Source organism: Microbacterium sp. Y547, assembly GCF_057669785.1.
This window is the reverse complement of sequence record NZ_JBYHFN010000005.1, coordinates 155,294-175,778: the sequence shown is the minus strand read 5'-3', so window position 1 is coordinate 175,778 and position 20,485 is coordinate 155,294. Positions and strand designations below refer to the sequence as shown.

18 protein-coding genes and 1 tRNA gene are annotated in these 20,485 nt (G+C 69.4%); 17 read left to right on the top strand and 2 right to left on the bottom strand.

Going from position 1 to position 20,485, the window contains the following annotated elements:
- Positions 1–3: 3 nt before the first annotated feature.
- Entirely contained in the window at positions 4–1,362 is a 1,359-nt protein-coding gene (gene gdhA / locus AC25Y0_RS10115) for an NADP-specific glutamate dehydrogenase (RefSeq protein WP_488123885.1), read from the bottom strand.
- Positions 1,363–1,585: 223 nt separating this feature from the next.
- Between gdhA and AC25Y0_RS10110 the strand changes: the two genes are divergently transcribed.
- From AC25Y0_RS10110 to AC25Y0_RS10030, 17 genes are all read left to right on the top strand, one after another.
- Complete coding sequence (locus AC25Y0_RS10110) at positions 1,586–2,185, top strand: gamma carbonic anhydrase family protein (protein ID WP_488123886.1); 600 nt, start codon at positions 1,586–1,588, stop codon at positions 2,183–2,185.
- 89 nt (positions 2,186–2,274) lie between these two features.
- Entirely contained in the window at positions 2,275–3,471 is a 1,197-nt protein-coding gene (locus AC25Y0_RS10105) for a Na+/H+ antiporter NhaA (RefSeq protein WP_488123887.1), read from the top strand.
- Positions 3,468–4,178: a nucleoside triphosphate pyrophosphohydrolase gene (locus tag AC25Y0_RS10100; RefSeq protein ID WP_488134585.1), complete on the top strand. Its 711-nt coding sequence runs from the start codon at positions 3,468–3,470 to the stop codon at positions 4,176–4,178. The genes AC25Y0_RS10105 and AC25Y0_RS10100 overlap by 4 nt, the downstream gene beginning before the upstream one ends.
- 31 nt (positions 4,179–4,209) lie before the next feature.
- Complete coding sequence (gene hisS, locus AC25Y0_RS10095) at positions 4,210–5,487, top strand: histidine--tRNA ligase (RefSeq protein WP_488124040.1); 1,278 nt, start codon at positions 4,210–4,212, stop codon at positions 5,485–5,487.
- Between the two features lie 113 nt (positions 5,488–5,600).
- Positions 5,601–7,199 (top strand): sodium-dependent transporter, encoded by a 1,599-nt coding sequence (locus AC25Y0_RS10090; RefSeq protein ID WP_488123889.1) that lies wholly within the window; start codon positions 5,601–5,603, stop codon positions 7,197–7,199.
- Positions 7,196–7,363 carry a methionine/alanine import family NSS transporter small subunit gene (locus tag AC25Y0_RS10085; RefSeq protein ID WP_488123890.1) on the top strand — a complete coding sequence of 56 codons (168 nt, stop codon included), beginning with the start codon at positions 7,196–7,198 and terminating at the stop codon, positions 7,361–7,363. The genes AC25Y0_RS10090 and AC25Y0_RS10085 overlap by 4 nt, the downstream gene beginning before the upstream one ends.
- A gap of 34 nt (positions 7,364–7,397) precedes the next feature.
- Positions 7,398–8,420 carry a DUF1648 domain-containing protein gene (locus tag AC25Y0_RS10080; RefSeq protein WP_488134584.1) on the top strand — a complete coding sequence of 341 codons (1,023 nt, stop codon included), beginning with the start codon at positions 7,398–7,400 and terminating at the stop codon, positions 8,418–8,420.
- Between the two features lie 31 nt (positions 8,421–8,451).
- Complete coding sequence (locus AC25Y0_RS10075) at positions 8,452–9,126, top strand: O-methyltransferase (RefSeq protein ID WP_488134583.1); 675 nt, start codon at positions 8,452–8,454, stop codon at positions 9,124–9,126.
- Positions 9,127–9,271: 145 nt separating this feature from the next.
- A complete protein-coding gene (eno, locus tag AC25Y0_RS10070; protein WP_488134582.1) occupies positions 9,272–10,552 on the top strand; it encodes a phosphopyruvate hydratase in 1,281 nt (426 codons plus the stop codon).
- A 46-nt stretch (positions 10,553–10,598) separates the two neighbouring features.
- Positions 10,599–11,126, top strand: a complete 528-nt coding sequence (locus AC25Y0_RS10065; RefSeq protein WP_488123894.1) for an FtsB family cell division protein — start codon at positions 10,599–10,601, stop codon at positions 11,124–11,126.
- Positions 11,127–11,170: 44 nt separating this feature from the next.
- Complete coding sequence (locus AC25Y0_RS10060) at positions 11,171–11,689, top strand: DUF501 domain-containing protein (protein ID WP_488134581.1); 519 nt, start codon at positions 11,171–11,173, stop codon at positions 11,687–11,689.
- A complete protein-coding gene (locus AC25Y0_RS10055; RefSeq protein ID WP_488123896.1) occupies positions 11,662–12,957 on the top strand; it encodes a S8 family serine peptidase in 1,296 nt (431 codons plus the stop codon). The genes AC25Y0_RS10060 and AC25Y0_RS10055 overlap by 28 nt, the downstream gene beginning before the upstream one ends.
- 34 nt (positions 12,958–12,991) lie before the next feature.
- Positions 12,992–14,410, top strand: a complete 1,419-nt coding sequence (locus AC25Y0_RS10050) for an NAD(P)/FAD-dependent oxidoreductase (protein WP_488134646.1) — start codon at positions 12,992–12,994, stop codon at positions 14,408–14,410.
- A 29-nt stretch (positions 14,411–14,439) separates the two neighbouring features.
- Positions 14,440–14,512: transfer RNA gene (locus AC25Y0_RS10045), tRNA-Leu, on the top strand.
- A 246-nt stretch (positions 14,513–14,758) separates the two neighbouring features.
- Positions 14,759–15,982: an alanine racemase gene (locus AC25Y0_RS10040; RefSeq protein WP_488134580.1), complete on the top strand. Its 1,224-nt coding sequence runs from the start codon at positions 14,759–14,761 to the stop codon at positions 15,980–15,982.
- Entirely contained in the window at positions 15,979–17,292 is a 1,314-nt protein-coding gene (locus AC25Y0_RS10035; RefSeq protein WP_488123898.1) for a D-arabinono-1,4-lactone oxidase, read from the top strand. Before AC25Y0_RS10040 ends, AC25Y0_RS10035 begins: the two co-directional genes overlap by 4 nt.
- A gap of 80 nt (positions 17,293–17,372) precedes the next feature.
- Entirely contained in the window at positions 17,373–17,942 is a 570-nt protein-coding gene (locus AC25Y0_RS10030; RefSeq protein ID WP_488134579.1) for a LemA family protein, read from the top strand.
- Between the two features lie 328 nt (positions 17,943–18,270).
- Here the strand turns inward: AC25Y0_RS10030 and AC25Y0_RS10025 are convergent, their stop codons facing one another.
- Positions 18,271–20,475 carry a CocE/NonD family hydrolase gene (locus AC25Y0_RS10025; RefSeq protein WP_488123899.1) on the bottom strand — a complete coding sequence of 735 codons (2,205 nt, stop codon included), beginning with the start codon at positions 20,473–20,475 and terminating at the stop codon, positions 18,271–18,273.
- Positions 20,476–20,485: the final 10 nt, after the last annotated feature.

Sequence of the window (20,485 nt, the reverse complement as noted above, 5' to 3'; positions counted from 1 at the left end):
GCGTCAGATGACGCCCTGCGCGAGCATCGCTTGCGCGACACGCTCGAAGGCAGCCGAGTTGGCCCCGACGACGTAGTCGCCGGGGCGACCGTAGCGTGCCGCGGCATCGAAGGCCGCATCGTGGACGTCCTTCATGATCGCGCGCAGGCGCGCCTCGCTGTCATCGAACGTCCAGCGCTGGCGTGACGCGTTCTGGCTCATCTCGAGCGCCGAGGTCGCGACACCGCCCGCGTTGGCGGCCTTGCCCGGCCCGAACAGCACGCCGGAGGCCTGGAAGGCCGCGACAGCGCCGGGCGTCGACGGCATGTTCGCCCCTTCGGCGACCGCACGCACTCCGTTGGCGATGAGCGCGCGGGCGTCCCGCTCGTCGAGCTCGTTCTGGGTCGCCGCCGGAATCGCGATGTCGACGGGCACTTCCCACGGGCGAGCACCCTCGACGAATCGTGCCGACGGCCGGCGTGCGGCGTACTCCGAGATCCGAGCGCGCTCGGTCTCTTTGATCTGGCGCAGCAGTTCGACGTCGATGCCGGCGTCGTCGACGACGTAACCCGACGAGTCCGAAGCCGTCACGGGGGTCGCGCCCAGCTGCCAGGCCTTCTTGATGGCGTAGATGGCGACGTTGCCCGAGCCGGACACACCGACGCGCAGGCCCGCGAGCGACTGACCGCGCACGCCCAGCATCTCCTGCGCGAAGAACACCGCGCCGTAGCCGGTCGCCTCGGTGCGCACTTCGGCGCCGCCCCACTGCACGCCCTTGCCGGTGAACATGCCTGATTCGTGACGGTTCGTGATCTTGCGGTACTGGCCGAAGAGGTAGCCGATCTCACGCGCGCCGACACCGATGTCGCCCGCGGGGACGTCGGTGTGCTCGCCGAGGTGGCGGTACAGCTCGTCCATGAACGCCTGGCAGAAGCGCATGACCTCACCGCCGGAGCGGCCGTGCGGGTCGAAATCGCTGCCGCCCTTCGCTCCGCCGATGCCCTGGCCCGTGAGCGCGTTCTTGAACACCTGCTCGAAGCCGAGGAACTTCACGATCGAGAGGTTCACGGACGGGTGGAAGCGCAGTCCGCCCTTGTACGGCCCGAGCACCGACGAGAACTGCACGCGGAATCCGCGGTTTACGCGCAGACGCCCGCTGTCGTCAACCCACGGCACGCGGAACAGGATCTGTCGTTCGGGCTCGACGAGCCGCTCCACGATGCCGCCGTCGACGAACTCGGGATTCTGCTCGAGCACGGGACCGATCGACTCGAGCACCTCGTGCACGGCCTGGAGGAACTCGGGTTCGTGGGGGTTGCGTGCCTGAACGGTGTCGAACACCTCGGTGACGGCGGGCGGAAGAGCGGCGAGCGGTTCGGTCACGGAGAGCACTTTCTGGCCGGAGCGATAGCACCCGGAACCGGCGATCCCCACCCACGGGTTCGTGGGCTGCCGGGTGCGACGCGGATTGTGCGTGGCTGTCCGGGGGGTGCGCGGGTGACGCGCATCGGCACGGATGAGAGACATCAGCCTAACGCGCGCGACTCCTGAGCGGATGCCACGCGCGTCAGGGCGCGCTACGCTGAGCGCCGACCGAGGAGGAACGATGAGGTTCACGCATCTCGGGGTCGAGCCCCGCATCCACCCCACGGCGGTCATCGCACCGACTGCTGTCATCAGCGGAGACGTTCAGATCGGCCCCGAGTGTCAAGTGCTGCACGGAGCCGTCCTCACCTCCGAGGGAGGTCGGGTCACGCTCGGGCACGACGTGATCGTCATGGAGAATGCGCTCGTTCGCGCGACGGCGACGAATCCCGTGCACATCGGAGACCACGTGCTCGTCGGGCCGATGGCCAGCGTTTCGGGCGCGACGATCGAGGACGAAGTGTTCCTGGCGACCGGGACCCGCGTCTTCAACGGCGCCCGGATCGGTGCGCGAAGCGACATCCGCATCAACGCCGTCGTGCACCTGCGCACGACTCTGCCGCCCGAGTCGGTCGTCCCGATCGGATGGGTCGCTGTCGGCGAGCCCGCCCGGATCCTGCCGCCGGAGCGCCACGAGGAGATCTGGGCGGCGCAGCGCGAACTCGATTTCCCCGGCTACGTCTTCGGCCTCGACGCCGAGACCCCCGACCTCATGGTGCAGCTCACGGAGCGCTACGGGCAGAGTCTCGCCCGCCACGCGAAGGACACGCGCGTGGACTGACCACGTCTGGGTACACTGGGCCGCGGTGAGCCGGGAAGTCTGGTCGGCACGGTGCTGCCGTACCCTGCCGACTCACTCGAAAGAGGCCCATGTCCCTGCTCCGCTCCGCGCGCTTTCCCGCCGTCCTGCTGCTGGCCGCAGCCATCCTCGGTCTGGTCCTGGCCAATTCGCCGATAGGCCCTGCCATCGCCGAGATAAAGGCGACGTACCTCGGCATCCCGGGCGTCTTAGAGATGTCCGTCGGACACTGGGTGCAGGACGGTCTGCTCGCGATCTTCTTCTTCGTGGTCGCGATCGAGCTGCAGTACGAGCTGACGGTGGGGGAGCTCAACTCCGCACGCAAGGCCCTGCAGCCGGCGATCGCTGCCGCGGGGGGAGTCCTCGTGCCGATCGGGGTGTTCCTGCTCTTCGCCGGCGGGTCCGACGCCGCCGGGGGATGGCCCATCCCCACGGCGACCGACATCGCTTTCGCCCTGGGCGTGCTCGCCGTCTTTGGCAAGGGCCTGCCCAGCGGCATCCGGATCTTCCTCCTCGCGCTGGCGATCCTCGACGACATCGTGGGCATCGTCTTCATCGCGGTGCTCTTCACGAACGACGTCAACGTCGGCCTGCTCGCGCTCGCCGTCGTCGCCGTGGCGATCTTCGCCGTTCTGAGCCGCATGCTCGGCTCGCGTGCGGACGGCGCCGTCATCGGAGGGCTCGTCGTGCTCGGGTCGGCGACGTGGGTGCTCGTGTACCTCTCGGGCGTGCACGCGACGATCGCCGGTGTCGCGCTCGGCCTCGTGATGGCGCAGCAGCCCGCGATGCGCACGCGTCACACGCTCGAACCGTTCGTGAACGGGCTCGTCCTGCCGCTGTTCGCCTTCTCTGCGGCGCTCGTGGTGATCCCGATGGTGTCTCCCACCGAGCTCTCGCCGGCGTTCTGGGGCATCCTCGTGGCGCTGCCCGTGGGAAAGATCATCGGCATCACGATCGCGGGATGGATATCGCTGCGCATCGGCAAACGCGGGACGGCGCCGCATCTGGCGTTCCTCGACCTCGTCGCGGCCGGCGCGCTCGGCGGGATCGGCTTCACGGTGTCGCTGCTGCTGTCCGAGCTCGCGTTCGCGGACAGCCCGCTCATGCGCGACGAGGCGACGCTCGGCGTGCTCGCCGGCTCGGTGATCTCGATCGTGCTGGCGGCTGCGCTCGTCGCGCAGCGCGCGCTGCACTATCGCCGCATGTCGCCGGAGACCCGTGACGAGAAGCTGCCGCCGCAGGAGGAGACGAAGGGCCAGATCGCATGACGGATGCCGCACCCGACCCGCGCTCGCAGCCCGATGCCCTCCGTGCCGCGGCTGAGACGATGCGCGCCGTGCGGGATCGCTGTGTGTGGACCCAGCAGATCGATCATCGCGACCTCGTGCCGTACCTCGTCGAGGAGAGCGCCGAAGTCATCGACGCCGTCGAGGACGGCACGCCCGCCGAGCTGCGTGAAGAGCTCGGCGACCTGCTCTGGCAAGTGCTGTTCCACGCCGAGATCGCCTCGCGCGACGCCGTCGAGCCGTTCGACATCGACGACGTCGCCCGGGGGCTCACCGACAAGATGATGAGGCGGCATCCGCATGTCTTCGCCGACGCCGTCGCGCGCACCCCCGATGAGGTGCTCGTGCACTGGAACGCCGCAAAGGCCGCAGAGAAGCACGAGCGCACCAGCGTTCTCGACGGCGTCAGCGACCGGATGCCTTCGCTCGCGCTCGCGCAGAAGCTCTTGGGCAAGGCGGCGACGCTTCCACGAGCTCAGCGCCCCGAAGCGGGCTCACCTTCTGACCCGGCCCCTGAGGTCGTCGACGAGCCGACGACCGAGGCCGAACTCGGCGACGCGCTGCTCGGGCTCGTCGCGGTCGCCCGCGCCAACGGGTGGGATGCAGAGCGCGCACTGCGGGTGCGGCTGCGCGACCTCGAGGCCGAGATCCGTGCGACCGAAGAGCAGCTGCGAGACCTGGAAAGATAGAGCCGTGGCATCCGTCAATCCGCCGCGCGGCATGCGCGACTTCCTCCCCGCCGATAAGGCCCGCCGCGAGCGTGTGCTCGCCGTCATCCGCGAGCGCTACCGCGCGCACGGGTTCGACGAGATCGAGACCCCCGTCATGGAGGAGTACGCGCGCCTGCACGCCGGCATCGGCGGCGACAACGAGAAGCTCGCGTACAACGTGCTCAAGCGCGGTCTCGACAGTGATGCGATCCGCGCCGCCGCCGACGACCCGTCGGCCCTCACCGACCTGGGGCTGCGCTACGACCTGACCGTGCCTCTCGCGCGGTTCTACGCCAGCCACCGCGGTGAGCTGCCGAGTGTCTTCCGCGCGATCCAGATCGCCCCCGTGTGGCGTGCCGAGCGCCCGCAGAAGGGCCGCTACCGCCAGTTCGTGCAGTGCGACATCGACATCATCGGAGACGCCACGGCGCGCGCCGAGGCCGAGCTCGTCGTGGCGACGCTCGACACGCTCGACACCCTGGGGCTCGATGGCGGCACGGTGCGCATCAACGACCGCCGAATCCTCGATTGGATGCTGGACAGCTTCGGCTTCGCCCCCGGTGAGCGCCCCGGCGTGCTCATCACGATCGACAAGCTCGACAAGGTCGGGCCCGCCGGCGTCGTGTCCGAGCTGCGGGACCGGGCCGTGACGCCCGCCGCCGTCGACGCCCTCGAGGCATTCCTCACCCGCCCCATGACGCTCGAGTACATCCCGTACAGCGAGCGCCAGATCCGCAGGATGCTTCCCGAGGGGGCGCCCGACGACATCGTCGCGCACCTCGTTGGCATCGGCGCGGCCGTGGCCGCGGCACGCCCGTCGGCTGACGCGGCGGCTGAAGCCGCCGACATCCCCCTCGTCTTCGACCCCTTCCTCGTGCGCGGCATGGGGTACTACACGGGAACGATCTTCGAGCTCGCACACCCGTCCGTCGGCTACTCGCTCGGCGGCGGAGGCCGCTATGACGGCATGATCGGTCGCTTCCTCGGACAGGACGCGCCCGCCGTGGGCTTCTCGATCGGCTTCGAGCGCATCGTCGACCTGGTCCATGAGGGAGCGGATGCCGCAGCGTCGGCCGTCGTCCTGGTGCACGACCGCGACACGGCACAGGACGAGCTCATCGCGATCAAGGCAGCCCTCGTCGCCGAGGGCTCGCGCGTGCGCCTGGAGCGGCGCACGAAGAACCTCAAGGCGCTTCTCGAGCGCGCGGCATCCGACGGGTACACGGCGTTCGCCACCGTGGCAGCCGGCGCGACGCGCGCGGACCTCGAGATCAAGCCGCTCGGCTGAGCAGCGGCGATCCGCGCGGTTCGCGCGCACGCGCACGAGGCTGGTAGCGTTCCGGTGACCGCCGCACCCCCCCCAGATTGCGCGCGGTCGTCACACTGACGAGGGAGTTACCTGTGGCCACAGCACAGTCGCGCACCGGAGTGAGCACCGAGAAGCCCCGCGAGCAATGGACCGGCCAGGTCGGCTTCATCATTGCCGCGATCGGCTCGGCGGTGGGTCTCGGCAACATCTGGCGGTTCCCGGGTGTTGCGTACGAGAACGGCGGCGGCGCCTTCCTCATCCCGTACCTGATCGCGTTGCTGACCGCCGGCATCCCCATCCTCTTCCTCGACTACGCGATCGGCCATCGCTTCCGCGGCGCCTCGCCGACGGCGTTCCGCCGGCTCGCACGCCGGGGCAAGGGCCTGTTCGAGGCCCTCGGTTGGTTCCAGGCGATGATCGCCTTCGTCATCGCGCTGTACTACACCGCCGTCATCGCATGGGCGCTGAGCTTCTTCGTCTTCTCGTTCGATCTGCGCTGGGGCGATGACCCGGGCGCGTTCCTCATGAACGACTACCTGAAGGTCGGCGATCCGGGCTTCAGCCTCGAGTTCGTGCCGGGCGTACTCATTCCGCTCGCGATCGTCTGGGTCGTTGCGATCATCGTGATGGCGGCGGGTGTCGCCAAGGGCGTGCAGCGCACGAACATGATCGCGCTGCCGGTGCTCGTCGTCGCCTTCACCGTGCTGGTCGTGCGTGCGCTCTTCCTCGACGGCGCGGCCGAGGGCCTCAACGCCCTGTTCACGCCGGACTGGGAGGCACTGGGGAACCCGAACGTGTGGATCGCGGCGTACAGCCAGATCTTCTTCTCGCTGTCGATCGCTTTCGGCATCATGGTGACCTACGCGTCGTATCGCCGCCGCAAGTCCAACCTCACGACGCCGGGTCTCGTCGTGGCGTTCTCGAACTCGTCGTTCGAGATCCTCGCCGGCATCGGCGTCTTCGCGACGCTCGGATTCTTCGCCTTCCAGCAGGGGATCGCGGTCGACGAGCTCGAAGGGCTGACGGGCGTCGGACTGTCGTTCATCACGTTCCCCGCGATCGTGTCGCAGATGCCGGGCGGCCCGATCTTCGGATGCCTGTTCTTCGGCTCGCTGACCCTTGCCGGCTTCACGTCGCTCGTGTCGATCCTGCAAGTCGTCTCGGCGGCCGTGCAGGAGAAGTTCGGGTGGACGCGCCGCACGGCATCGATCGGTGTCGGCGTCGTGTCGGCCGTGCTGTCGATCCTCATCTTCTCGACGACGACGGGTCTGCTCGCGCTGGACACGGTCGACCAGTGGGCGAACAACATCGGCATCGTCGCATCCGCGGTGTTCCTGACGATCCTGGTCGTGTGGGTCGCGCGCAAGGGGCCCGAGCTGCGCTACCACCTCAATACCCTCTCGACCTTCCGTGTCGGCGGCTGGTGGATCTTCCTGGTCGGTGTCCTCGGTCCGGTTGTCCTCGGCTACATGCTCGTGCAGCGCATCATCGTGCTCGTCACGGAAGGCTACGGCGGCCTGCCCGACTGGTACCTCCTCACCTTCGGCTGGGGCACGATCGGGGTCATCGTGGTCGGCGCCGCCGTGCTGACCGCGCTTCGGTGGAAGCGCTCGCCGGATGACTTCGAGGCCTGGCCGCCATTTCCCCCGGCGCCGAAAACCCTGTCGGCTCAGCGAAAGGCGTCCCGATGACCCCCCTCGCCATCACGTTCCTCGTCCTGTCGATCGTCGTCGTGTGGGGTGGGGCGGTCGCCAGCGCCCTCTCGCTGCGCAAGAGGCCCGAGGTCGCGGTCTTCCCACCCGGCGACCCTGACGACCACCGGCAGGACGTGGGGATCATCGAACACGACACGTGAGCCTCCGCTCTCCCGGTCGACGGGGAACGGCGCGATGAGCCGGGAGGTCGCCTCCCGGCTGCGCGTCGTCGGTCTGGTCGTCCCCGTCGCGCTCGCCCTCGTCGGCATGATCATCCAGGCGATCTGCCTGCCGCGCCTTCCCGCGCAGATCGTGATCCACTGGGGGGTGAGCGGGCAGCCCGACGGGCACGCTCCCGCCTGGGTCGCCCTCGCACTGACGGCCGTGATCGGGGTGCTGCTGCCGCTCATCGTCGTCGGACCCGCCCTGTGGCCGCGCCGCGTCGACCCGCGCGCGGACCACGGCGGCGGCTCCTACCGCTTCATCGGCGCGGTGTCGCTCGGCACGACGGCCTTCATCGTCGTGCTGATGACGACCGCCGTGCTCGCACAGGTGGGAGCCGATGAGGCGACGGATGCCCCGACGATCTGGCCGAGCATGCTCGTCGGCGTCGTGGCCGGCGCTGTCGGGGTCGCGATCGCGTGGGCGTCGCTGCCGGCGGCGCCGCCGCGTGCCGCCCTCGCGCAGATCGCACCGCTGCCGCTCGCCGAGGGCGTGCAGGCGGTCTGGATCCGCTCGGCCGTCATGTCGCGCGGGGGCATGATCCTGCTCGCCGGCGCCGTGGCGCTTCTCGTCGCGATCGGAGTGGGGATGATCCTCTCGGGGGAGTCGGGCGCTGGGTGGATCGGCCTCGGCCTCGGCGCGCTGATGGCGCTCCTCATCGCCTCCAACACGGTCTTCCACGTCGTGGTCGATGCGTCCGGGCTCACGGTGCGCTCGGCGCTCGGGATCCCGAGGTTCCGAATCGCCGCGAGCGACGTCGCGGCGGTGACGGCATCGCACGTGAACCCCATGGCCGACTTCGGCGGGTGGGGCATGCGCTGGTCGCCCGACGGTCGATACGGTGCCGTGTTGCGGACGGGATCGTGCATCGAGGTCTCGAGGTCGAACGGGCGCACCTTCGTCGTCACGGTCGACGATGCCGAGACCGGGGCCGCGCTCTTGGCCACGATGGCGGCGCGCGCGAAAGCGCAGACCCGCCGATCGCCGCCGGGTTGACGGACGCAGAGGGTCCGGCGAGTCTGGACGGGTGAACCAACCTCTTCCCGACCCGCACTCCTGGCGTCGGGTCGACGCCTACCTGACCGACACGCTCGTCGGCCATGACGCCGACCTCGAGGAGGCCGTCGCCGATCAGCGGGCAGCAGGCCTGCCGTCGATCGAGGTCGCTCCCGTCAACGGCAAGCTCCTGCACCTGCTCGCCCGCGTGTCCCACGCACGTCGCGTGCTCGAGATCGGAACGTTGGGCGCGTACTCGACGATCTGGCTCGCCCGCGCGCTTCCCGAGGGTGGCCGCGTCGTGACGATCGAGGCCGAGCCGCACATCGCCGAGGTCGCGCGCAGAAACCTCGACCGCGCCGGCGTGGGAGACCGGGTCGAGATCGCGCTCGGTCGCGGCGCCGATGTGCTGCCGACACTTCAGGGCGGCGAGCCGTTCGACCTCGTCTTCATCGACGCCGACAAGGAGTCGAACACGATCTACCTCGATTGGGCCGCGCGATTGGGGCGGGCGGGAACCATCGTCGTCGTCGACAACACGGTCCGCTCGGGCGAGGTGGCCGATCCGGCGACCGAGGACCCGCAGATCATCGGCGTGCAGCGCGGCCTCGAGATGCTGGGCCGTGACCCCCGCTTCGATGCGACGGCGATCCAGACGCTCGACGCGAAGGGCTGGGACGGCATCGCCATCGCGCTGGTCGTATAACGGCGGGTGACACATCCCCGGCGGGCTCCGGGGGCGGCCGGGGAGTGGCCGGGGCCGTTCCGAAAGGGCGTCCGATCACTAGACTCGCACCGACGGACCGACGACGCTCCGCCGATCCCCACTTCCACGACCTAAGGAGTCCCCCGTGGCACTCATCGAGGCTGTAGGCGCGCGCGAGATCCTGGATTCGCGCGGCAACCCGACCGTCGAAGTGGAGGTGCTGCTCGATGACGGCACCGTCCAGCGTGCGGCCGTCCCCTCCGGCGCATCGACCGGAGCGTTCGAGGCGTACGAACTGCGCGACGGCGACAAGAGCCGCTACGGCGGCAAGGGCGTTCAGAAGGCCGTCGCCGCCGTCATCGACGAGCTCGGACCGGCCCTTGAGGGAGTCGAGGCGAGCGAGCAGCGCATCGTCGACGAGATCCTCATCGAGACCGACGGCACTGAGAACAAGTCGCGCACCGGCGCCAACGCGATCCTGGGCGTCTCGCTCGCCGTCGCGAAGGCGGCCGCCGATGCTGCCGACCTGCCCCTGTTCCGCTACCTCGGCGGTCCCAACGCACATGTTCTCCCGGTGCCGCTGTTCAACGTCATCAACGGCGGCGAGCACGCCGACAACGGCATCGACTTCCAGGAGTTCTTCCTCGCGCCGATCGGTGCCGAGACCTACGCCGAATCGCTGCGGTGGGGCACCGAGGTCTACCACGTCCTCAAGGGCGAGCTGAAGGCTGCGGGCTTCGCGACGGGACTCGGCGACGAGGGCGGCTTCGCCCCCGACCTGCCGAGCAACCGCGACGGTCTTGACTTCCTCATGCGCGCGATCGAGAAGGCCGGCTACACGCCCGGCACCGATATCGCCGTCGGGCTCGACGTCGCCGCCACGGAGTTCTTCGACGACGGCGTCTACACCGTCGAGGGGCAGTCCTGGTCGGCCGAGAAGCTGACGGACTACTTCGCGGACCTCGTCGCGAACTACCCGATCGTCACGATCGAGGATGCCCTCGACGAAGACGACTGGGACGCCTGGAAGGTTCTCACCGACAGGCTCGGCTCGAAGGTGCAGCTCGTCGGCGACGACCTGTTCGTGACGAACCCCGAGCGACTTCAGCGGGGGATCGACCTCGGAGTGGCCAACGCGCTTCTGGTCAAGGTGAACCAGATCGGAACGCTGTCCGAGACGCTGGACGCCGTCGCTCTCGCGACGCAGAACGGCTACCGCTCGATGCTCTCGCATCGTTCCGGCGAGACCGAGGACACCACGATCGCCGACCTCGCCGTCGCGGTGAACTGCGGTCAGATCAAGACCGGCGCGCCCGCCCGCAGCGAGCGCGTTGCGAAATACAATCAGCTTCTGCGCATCGAGGAAGACCTCGGCGACGCCGCGGTCTTCGCGGGTCGCTCGGCCTTCCCGCGCTTCAAGGCCTAGATCCAGATACGCCCGGGCGCGGGCTGCTCACGCAAAGGGGGAAGCCGTGGCGAAGACGACGGCTTCCCCTTCTCGTGCCCGGCGCTCGCGCGAAGCGCGTCAGGTCGATGTCAGGCAGTGGCTCGGCGGCATCCGCCTGTCGGGCTTCATGGTGATCATGCTGGGGCTCGTCGTGCTCGCGGCGTTCGTGCTCGTCCCCACGATCGGCATGTACATCGAGCAGCAGCAGCAGCTGTCGGCGCTCGAGCGCTCGGTGCAGATGAGCCGTGAAGAGGTCACCGCGCTCGAAGAGCAGCGCGAACGCTGGCGCGACCCCGCGTACATCACGACGCAGGCGCGCGAGCGTCTCTACTACGTCAAGCCGGGCGAGGTCATCTACCTCGTCGACAACGATTTGCCCGCATACCAGCGTCCGCAGGAGCTCGATTCCGTGAGCGAAGACGTCGAGCAGACGCGCACCGATTGGATGTCGCAGTTCGTGCGCTCGCTCACCGAAGCGGGCCTCGCGCAGACGGTCGCGCCGCCGACGATCGGCGTGCCCGACCCGGAGCCGGCGGACTCGCCCGAGGGGTGAGGAGATTCAGCTGTCTCCCGGAGGTGCCGGGTAACCTGGAGAGCGTGCCTACGCCTCCCTATCCGCCTGTCAGCGACGCCGATCTCGCGGTCCTGCGCGACCAACTCGGGCGTCCAGCCCGGGGGGTTGTCGGCATCGCCGCGCGGTGCGTGTGCGGCAACCCGACGGTCGCCGCGACGGCGCCGCGCCTGGACGACGGCACGCCGTTCCCGACGTTCTACTACCTGACGCATCCCGCCGCGACGGCGGCGATGTCGACGTTGGAAGCGGGTCAGGTGATGCGGGAGTTCACCGACGACCTCGCGAACGACGACGACGTGCGCGCGGCGTATCAGCGCGCACACGAGGCCTACCTCGCCGACCGTGCGCCCTACGGCGAGGTCGCCGAGATCGAAGGCATCTCCGCGGGCGGCATGCCGACCCGCATCAAGTGCCTGCACGCCGTGCTCGCGCACGCGCTCGCGGCAGGACCCGGCGTCAACCCCTTCGGTGACCGGGCGCTCGCGTTGTCGTCGTGGTCGCCCGAGCGCTGCGTATGCGCCCAGCCGGGAGCCGCGGGGTGAGGCGCGGCGCGCTCGCGGCCGGCGCGCTCCTGCTGTCGCTCGTCGCTCCGCTGGCCGCCGCCCCGGCCGTTGCGGACGTGCCCGAGATCGACCCCATCCGCGGAATGCAGTACTGGCTGGACGAGTACGGCATCGAAGAGGCCTGGCAGACGACCCGGGGCGAGGGTGTTCGCATCGCGATCATCGACACCGGCATCGCACGGGGCCCCGTCGAGTTCGATGGTGCCGTCGTGGGCGGCATCGATGTCTCGGGAACCGGCGGTCCCGAAGGCCGCAAGCCCGTCGGCACGGTCGATCGCAGTCACGGGGGGCTCGTGGCCTCGCTCGCCGCGGCGCGCGGCACGGGGCCCGGGACAGGCATGATCGGCGTCGCGCCCGAAGCGGAGCTGCTGTCGGTGTCGGTCGGTTTCGGAGCTGCCGCCTCCGTGCCCTTCGTCGACCAGATCGCCGAGGCGATGCGCTGGTCGGTCGACAACGGCGCTGACGTCATCAACCTCTCGCTCACGACCAACGTGCCCGACTGGGACCGCAGTTGGGACGAAGCCTTCCTCTACGCCTACGAGAACGACGTCGTCGTCGTCGTCGCGGCGGGCAACCGCGCGAGCGGAACGTCGCGCGTCGGCGCCCCCGCGACCATCCCGGGCGTCCTCACCGTCGGCGGCGTCGACCCCGAGGGACGCGCGAGCGTCGAAGCCTCGACGCAGGGGATCACGATCGGCGTCTCGGCGCCGAGCGAGAACCTGCTCGGCATCGCAGCCGATGGCCAGGTCGTGCTGTGGAAGGGCACGAGCGGGGCGGCCCCCATCGTCGCCGGCATCGCAGCGCTCGTGCGCTCCGCGCACCCCGACCTCGACGCGAACAACGTCATCAACCGCATCATCCAGACGGCGCGACCGTCTCCGCTGGCGACGGCGCACCCCGACCCGCTATACGGATACGGTCTCGTGGATGCCGCTGCCGCGATCTCGGCGGATGTTCCCGCCGTCTCGTCCAATCCGATGGGCAGCCTGGAAGAGTGGGTCCGCCTCTACCGCCGAGCGGATGCCGCACCCGCGCCCGCGCCGACGGGCGGCCCCGTCGACATCGACCCTCTGCCGCCGGTCGCTGACGGGCCGGTGGAAGCTTCCCCCTTGCTGCCGTCGTATGAGTCTCTGCTGTATGGCACGCTCCCGCTCCTGGTGCTGACGTCCACCGCTATACTGATGGGGCTCGGCGTCACTGCAACTGTCCGACGCATCCGAATGGCGTCCCGCGCGCCGAGCCGCTGATCCACGAGGAGTTTTCCCCGCCGTGAGCAACACTGTGCCCAGAATCCTCATCGTCGGAGGCGGATACGCGGGCTTCTACACCGCCTGGAAGATGGAGAAGCTTCTCCGCAAGGGCGAAGCCGAAGTCATGATCGTCGATCCGCTGCCGTACATGACGTACCAGCCGTTCCTTCCCGAGGTAGCTGCCGGCTCGATCGAGGCGCGTCACTCCGTCGTGGCGCTGCGTCGTCACCTCAAGCGCACCGCCGTCATCGCGGCGAAGGTCACGGGAATCGATCACGCCCGCAAGGTCGCGACGATCACCCCCGTCGCAGGCGAGCCGTACCAGCAGGAGTACGACCAGATCGTCGTGACCGCCGGTGCCGTGTCGCGCACATTCCCGATCCCGGGCATCGCCGACAACGCGATCGGTCTCAAGACCATCGAAGAGGCCGTCGCGATCCGCGACCGCCTGATGTCGAACTTCGACAAGGCGTCCGTGCTGCCGCCCGGACCCGAGCGTGACCGTCTGCTCACCGTCGTCGTCGTCGGCGGCGGGTTCGCCGGCATCGAGGTGTTCGCCGAGCTGCGCTCGCTGGCATCCTCGCTCGTGAAGAGCTACCCGCAGATCACGTTCGATGACACGCACTTCCACCTCGTCGAGGCGATGGGGCGCATCATGCCCGAGGTCTCGCTCAAGACGAGCGAGTGGGTGCTCAAGAGCCTCGCCGAGCGCGGCGGTTCGGTGCACCTGGACACCCAGGTGACCGGTGCCGTCGACGGCAACGTCCAGCTGTCGACCGGCGAGACGATCCCGACCGACCTCATCATCTGGACCGCCGGCGTCATGGCGAACCCGACCGTCGTGCGCGGCAGCGACCTGCCCGTCGAAGAGCGCGGTCGCATCCAGACCCGCCCCGACCTGCGCGTCGGCACCGCTGACGAGATCGTCGAGGGCGCCTGGGCGGCCGGCGACATCTCGGCCGTGCCCGACCTCTCGGGCGGCGGCGTGGGCGGCTACTGCGTGCCCAACGCGCAGCACGCCGTGCGTCAGGCGAAGCTGCTCGCCAAGAACATCGTCGGTGTCCTGCGCGGCGAGCTGCCGCGCGAGTACGTCCACCACAACCTGGGCGCCGTCGCTGGCCTCGGTCTCTACAACGGCGTCTTCCAGTCCGGCAAGATCGCACTCAAGGGCTTCGTCGCCTGGGTCGCGCACCGTGGCTACCATGGCCTCGCGATGCCGTCGTGGGAGCGCAAGTGGCGCGTGATCGGCGGCTGGTGGAACAACTTCTGGCTGGGTCGCGACCTCGTCAACCTCGAGACCGTGCAGAGCCCGCGCTACGTCTTCGAAGAGTTCGCCGCCCGCCCTCGTCCGACGCAGCCGGCCGTCACGCCGCCGGCCGAACCCCGTGACCAGGGCAAGTCGGCCGATGCGAAGAACGCCGACGCCGAGAAGGCCGCTGTCTCGAGCTGACCGATAGCGTGGGTGTCGTCGACGACGATGCCCCCGTAGCCCAATGGCAGAGGCGGGCGACTTAAAATCGCTGAAGTGTGGGTTCGAGTCCCACCGGGGGCACGACGGTGCTCTTTCGCGCGCGTCAGTTGGTTCGCCCGTGTGGCGTCGGCCGGCGCGGCGTCGTGACGACGCGTGCGCACGCCGTGCACGTCACCAAAGCGAGGGACCCCGACGACAGAGCGTCCGGGCTCGTGTCCCCGCACGCGGGACGACTCGTGCCGGGCGCAAGGTAGTGGATGGCAGTGGTCATGCCCACATCGAACCGCACGCGGGTGCCGTGCGCAACGGCCTCGTAGGCTGGGGCGCATGGACCTGCTCGCGACGGCCACCTCGGCTCCCACCTGGCCCGAACCCGCTCGGCACTGGACGACGCTGACCCGCGCTGTCGCCGACATCTCGGGGCCTGTCGGGGTGATCGACGTCGCGGCGCTGCGCCACAACGCCCTCGACATGGTGGTGCGCGCGGGCGGCGTGCCGATCCGTATCGCGAGCAAGTCGGTGCGTGTGCGCGGAGTGCTCGATGCGACTCTCGCCCTCGCGGGCTACCGCGGCGTGCTCGCCTTCACCTTGCCCGAGGCGCTCTGGCTCGCCGATACGCACGAGGACGTCGTGCTCGGCTATCCCACGGCCGACCGCACCTCGATCGCTGCGCTCGCCGCCGATGAGCGAGCGGCCTCCCGCATCACGCTCATGATCGATGACGCCGCGCAGCTCGACCTCGTCGACACCGTCGCCGCACCCGGAGCGCGGCCCGAGCTGCGGGTCGCGATCGACGCCGACGCGTCCTGGCGGGCACCCGGCCTCGGGCACATCGGGGTGCACCGCTCGCCTCTGCACGAGCCGGGGGAGGTGGCATCTCTCGCCCGTTCGATCGCGGCTCGCGACGGCTTCCGTCTCGTCGGTCTGATGATGTACGAAGCCCAGATCGCGGGGCAGGGCGATGCCACGGGGGCGGGCGATGCGGCGATCCGCTGGATGCAGCGCCGCTCGGCGCACGAGCTGCTCGACCGGCGAGCGGCGATCGTCGCGGCATTGCGCGATGTCGCGCCGCTCGAGTTCGTCAACGCCGGGGGGACGGGCTCGCTCGAGCTCACGGCATCCGATCAGTCGGTCACCGAGCTCACGGCAGGCAGCGGACTGCTCGCGGGACACCTCTTCGACGGCTACCGCGCCTTCGACCCGGCGCCGGCCGCAGCCTTCGCGCTCGAGGTCGTCCGCAAACCCCGCCCCGACATCGCCACGGTGCTCGGCGGGGGATGGGTGGCATCGGGCCCGCCGGCGGCGAGTCGACAGCCGCGACCCGTGTGGCCGGAGGGACTGCGGATGCTGCCTCGCGAAGGCGCCGGCGAGGTGCAGACCCCGCTGCAGGGCGAAGCGGCGCGCATGCTGTCGGTCGGAGACCGGGTGTGGTTCCGCCACGCGAAGAGCGGCGAGCTCGCCGAGCGGCTCGACCGATATCACGTCGTCGATGACGGAGCCGTCGTCGACGAGCTGCCGACCTATCGCGGCGAGGGGAAGGCCTTCCTGTGACGCGTCCGGGCGGGACATGGCACAACTGGGCGCGTTCGGTCTCGGTGCGGCCGCAGCGCATCGAGTTTCCGCGGTCGGTGTCGGCCGTGCAGCGTTCCGTCCGAGCGGCGGCCGCACGGGGGATGCGCGTCAAAGCCGTCGGCGCGGGGCACAGCTTCACGGCCATCGCCGTTGCGCCGGGGGTGCTGCTGGATCTGACCGATCTCAGCGGTGTCGTGCGCGTGGACCGCGAGCTGTCCCGCGTGACGCTGCTGGCCGGCACCCGCCTGCACCAGATCCCGCGTCTGCTGGCGCGGTACGGGCTCGCGATGCAGAACCTCGGCGACATCGACCGGCAGTCGCTCGCCGGCGCGATCTCGACCGGTACGCACGGCACGGGTGCGCGGTTCGGCGGACTCGCGACCCAGGTCACGGGCGTCACCCTCGTGCAGGCCGACGGTGAGCGGATGACCGTCGACGAGAACGAGAACACCGATCTGCTGCCGGCGGTCGCTCTCGGCCTCGGTGCCCTGGGCATCCTCGTCGAGATCACGATCCAATGCGTGCCGGCGTTCCTGCTGCACGCCGTCGAGCGCCGCGAGCCGCTCGATGACGTCCTGGACGGGCTCGCCGCGCGTGTGCGCGCGGCTGACCACACGGAGTTCTTCTGGTTCCCGCACACCGAGGTGGCGCTCACCACGTCGCTGACACGCCTGCCCGAGAGCGACGTGCGCCAACCGGTTCCGGTCGTCCGGCGCTGGGTCGACGAGATCCTCCTGGCCAACGGCGTGTACCGCGCGACGTGCGCGCTCGGGTCGGCGGTTCCCGGCGTCGTGCCCGCGGTGTCGCGTGCCGCGACGAAGCTCACGGGCACGAGCGAGCAGACCGACTACTCGGCGCGCGTCTTCGCCCACCGGCGCAGCGTGCGCTTCCGTGAGATGGAGTACGCCCTGCCTGCCGAGCACGCCGTACCCGCCTTCGCGGCCCTGCGCACCCTCATCGCCGACGAGGGGTGGCGCATCTCCTTTCCCATCGAAGTCAGGTTCGCGGCATCCGATGATCTGTGGCTGTCGACCGCGTCAGGACGCGAGACCGCGTACATCGCGGTGCACCGGTACGTCCGCGAAGACCCGACGGCGTACTTCGAAGCCGCGGAGGAGGTGATGCTGCGCTTCGGCGGACGACCGCACTGGGGCAAGATGCACACGCGGGATGCCTCGGACCTGCGCGACCGGTACCCGCGGTTCGACGACTTCATCGCCGTGCGGGATCGACTCGATCCGACGCGCATGTTCCACAACTCCTACCTCGGACGTGTGCTCGGCGAGTAGCTGGGAGTCTCCTCTGGTGCCGGTCGCGGCGTCGGTGCCGCCGTTAGGATGAGGTGATCTTTCGAACGGAGTTTGTGGCTATGTGGGAATGGCTCATTCCGGTTCTCATCGTCGTGGCGCTCGTCGTCATCGCCGGTGTCTACCTCTGGGCGACGTACAACTCGCTTGTGCAGTTGAACGTCCGCGTCGACGAGGCGTGGGCCGACATCACCGTGCAGCTGAAACGGCGTGCCGATCTCCTGCCCAACCTCATCGAGGCGGTGAAGGGCTATGCGGCGCACGAGAAGGCCGTGTTCGAGAACGTCACGAGGGCGCGCGCCGAGACGCTCACGGCGACGGGGCCGGCTGAGACGGGCGTGGCCGAAGGGCACATGCAGCAGGCGCTCAAGTCGCTGTTCGCCGTCGCCGAGGCTTACCCCCAGCTACAGGCGAGCCAGAACTTCCTGCACCTGCAGCAGTCGATCGTCGACACGGAAGACAAAATCCAGGCGTCGCGCCGGTTCTACAACGGCGGCGTGCGCGAGCTGAACACCAAGATCAAGGTGTTCCCGAACAACCTCTTCGCACGCAACCTCGGATTCCACGAGCGCGAGTTCTTCGAGGTCGTCGACGGCGCCGCGATCTCGGAGCCGCCCCGCGTGCAGTTCTGATCCACCGTGCGCGTCTGCTCCCTGCCGGGGGCAGACGCGTTGCTGTGACCCGGCCCTCAGCGATGAGGACGTGCCGGTAGGGGCGCTATCGGTGTGCCTGTTGCGTGCTGGGTGCTGGGTGCTGCCACCGGCCCGGCGCCTCCGGCGAGTGCCGCGGTGTCACCGCGACGGTGCCGTCAGCGCGAATGCACTCCGACCCGGCCGGCGCGATGCGGGCAAGACCCCGCCGCCCGGCTGTGCCGAGTGCGACGGGGAATCGCCGGTACCGACGGCGACGGCCGCGGCACCCTGGCGAAACCAGGATGCCGCGGCCGGCGTCAGTGATGGATCAGCCGCAGGTGTGTGCGGCGTAGGTGACCGTGCTGGTGCGGTCGGTGCGGCCGTCAGCGTTACCGCCGATGCCGATCTCTCCCGCGGTCAGCGTTGCCGTGCGGGTGTTGAGCGAGACCGAGACGGTCTTGCCCGGCTGGACGGAGACGAACGACTTGTTGCCGTGCTGGCTCGTGACCGAGATGTTCGCAGCGACGGAGTCGTTGTTCGTGACCGATACCGTGTTGTACACCTTGCCGGCGAGGCAGCGCGCCGTGACGGCTGCATCGAGGGCGACGGTGTTCAGACCGGCCGAGGCCGCCGCGTTCGCGCCGCCCACGATGGGCAGGGCGATCGTAGACGTGGCAGCGTCGAAGGTTACGGTGGCGTTCGGCGAGCCGGCCTGGTAGCCCGACAGGTTCGTCGTCAGGATGACGCCGATGCGCGAGCCTGCCTTGAACACGTGGTCGTACGGCTCCATCTTCCAGTCGAAGTCGTACTTCTGACCGGGGACGACCGGCGATGCCTGGCCCTCGGCGATGCCCTCACGGTTCGACGAGTCCAGGACGCCGCGCGACACGCGCCAGAAGTCCGACGATGCCGAGCGACGCTCAGCCTCGAGGTAGCACGCGCTGTCGGTGGCGCTCGAAACGCCCCAGCAGGTGCGGACGTCTGTGGTCAGCATGCCATCACCGGGCGAACGCGGGGTGCGCACGTCGGTGCTGTAGTCGACCAGCAGCGCAGCGAGGTTCGACTGCTCCTGGCTCAGCGACGCGTCGAGCTTGACGACGGGCGTACCCGAGACACGCAGGTCCTGCGTGAGCGGCTCGGAGAGCAGCACGACGCGGTTGGCCTGGGCGGCGGTCGGGTTCTGGATGAACGTGTTCTCAGCGGGCGCGTTGGAGCCGCCGCGGAACGAGAGGGTCGATGCATCGGCGACCGGGGCCATGCGCAGCGCACCGGCAGCGCCCTGCGTCGCACCGGAGAGGTTGAGCTCGACGGTCTCGGTGCCGGGAGCCGGCCACGATGCCTCGTGGACGTACTCGGACGGACCGAACTCGACGGTGGACTGCGGCTCGTTCATGATGCCGTTGTCGATGCCGTGCAGCCAGTAGTCGAACCAGCGGTGCAGCGTGTCGACCCACACCTCACGATTGAACTCGAACGGGTCGATGTGGCCGAGGCGGGGGAGCCAGACCTTGCGCGGCACGTTGCGCTCGCTGAGGGCCTCCCAGTAGTCGCCGAACTGGCTCATGCGCACGTTGTCGTCGTTGAGGCCGTGGATCGCGAAGACCGACGCCTTGACGTTGTCGATGCCGTTGAGGTAGTTCCGCTCGTCCCAGAACGGGTTCATGTCGCCCGTCTCGTCACCGTCGATGTCGTTGAACACGGCACGCGACGGGGCGCACAGGGCGCGACGGTCGGGGTTGGTGACGGTGTTCGACAGGCTCGCCGGGTAGTTCGAGTTGTGGCGGATGCCGTTTGTGCGCGAGTAGCGGTACCAGTCGCTGATCGCGTCGATCGGGACGATCGTGGACAGTCCGTCGACGCCGGTTGCGGCGACGCCGTTGGCCAGCGTGCCGTCGTAGGACTTGCCGATCATGCTCGACTTGCCGTTGTGCCACGTCGCAGCGACGGCGTCACCGGCGGCGTTGAAGGCGGGGACACGGCCGTTGAGCCAGTCGACGACGACCTTCATGCTCTCGATGTCACCGGCACCACCGTGGTGGGGGCACCCGGTCGACCAGCCGGTGCCGTTCATCTGCGCGTGGATGACGGCGTAGCCGCGCGGTACGAAGTAGTTGTCGTAGAACAGGGGGAACAGATCGGCGACGCCGTCGCCGTCGACGTCCGTCAGCAGCTGGGACTCGTTGCCGCGTCCGAGTGTCGTGTAGTACGGGCTCGGGTCGATGATCGCGGGGACCTTCATCTCCGGCGAGGCCGCGGCCGGGCGGATGATGTCGACGGACGTGACATCGGTGATGCCGTCGTTGTCCTGGTCGACGCCTTCGACGGGGATGAAGACGCGCTCACGCACGGCCGTGCCGTAGTCGAAGACCGGCTGGGTGACGCCGTCTTCGATCGTGATGACGGGGTCAGCGGCTGTCGCTGATGCCGCCGTCGGGCTGAGCAGAGCAGCCGCGAGGGCTGCGACGGTGACGGTGGCGGCAACTGTGCCGCGACGCCTCCGAGCTGTTCCGGGTAGGGGTAGGGATGTTGTCATACTCCTTGCA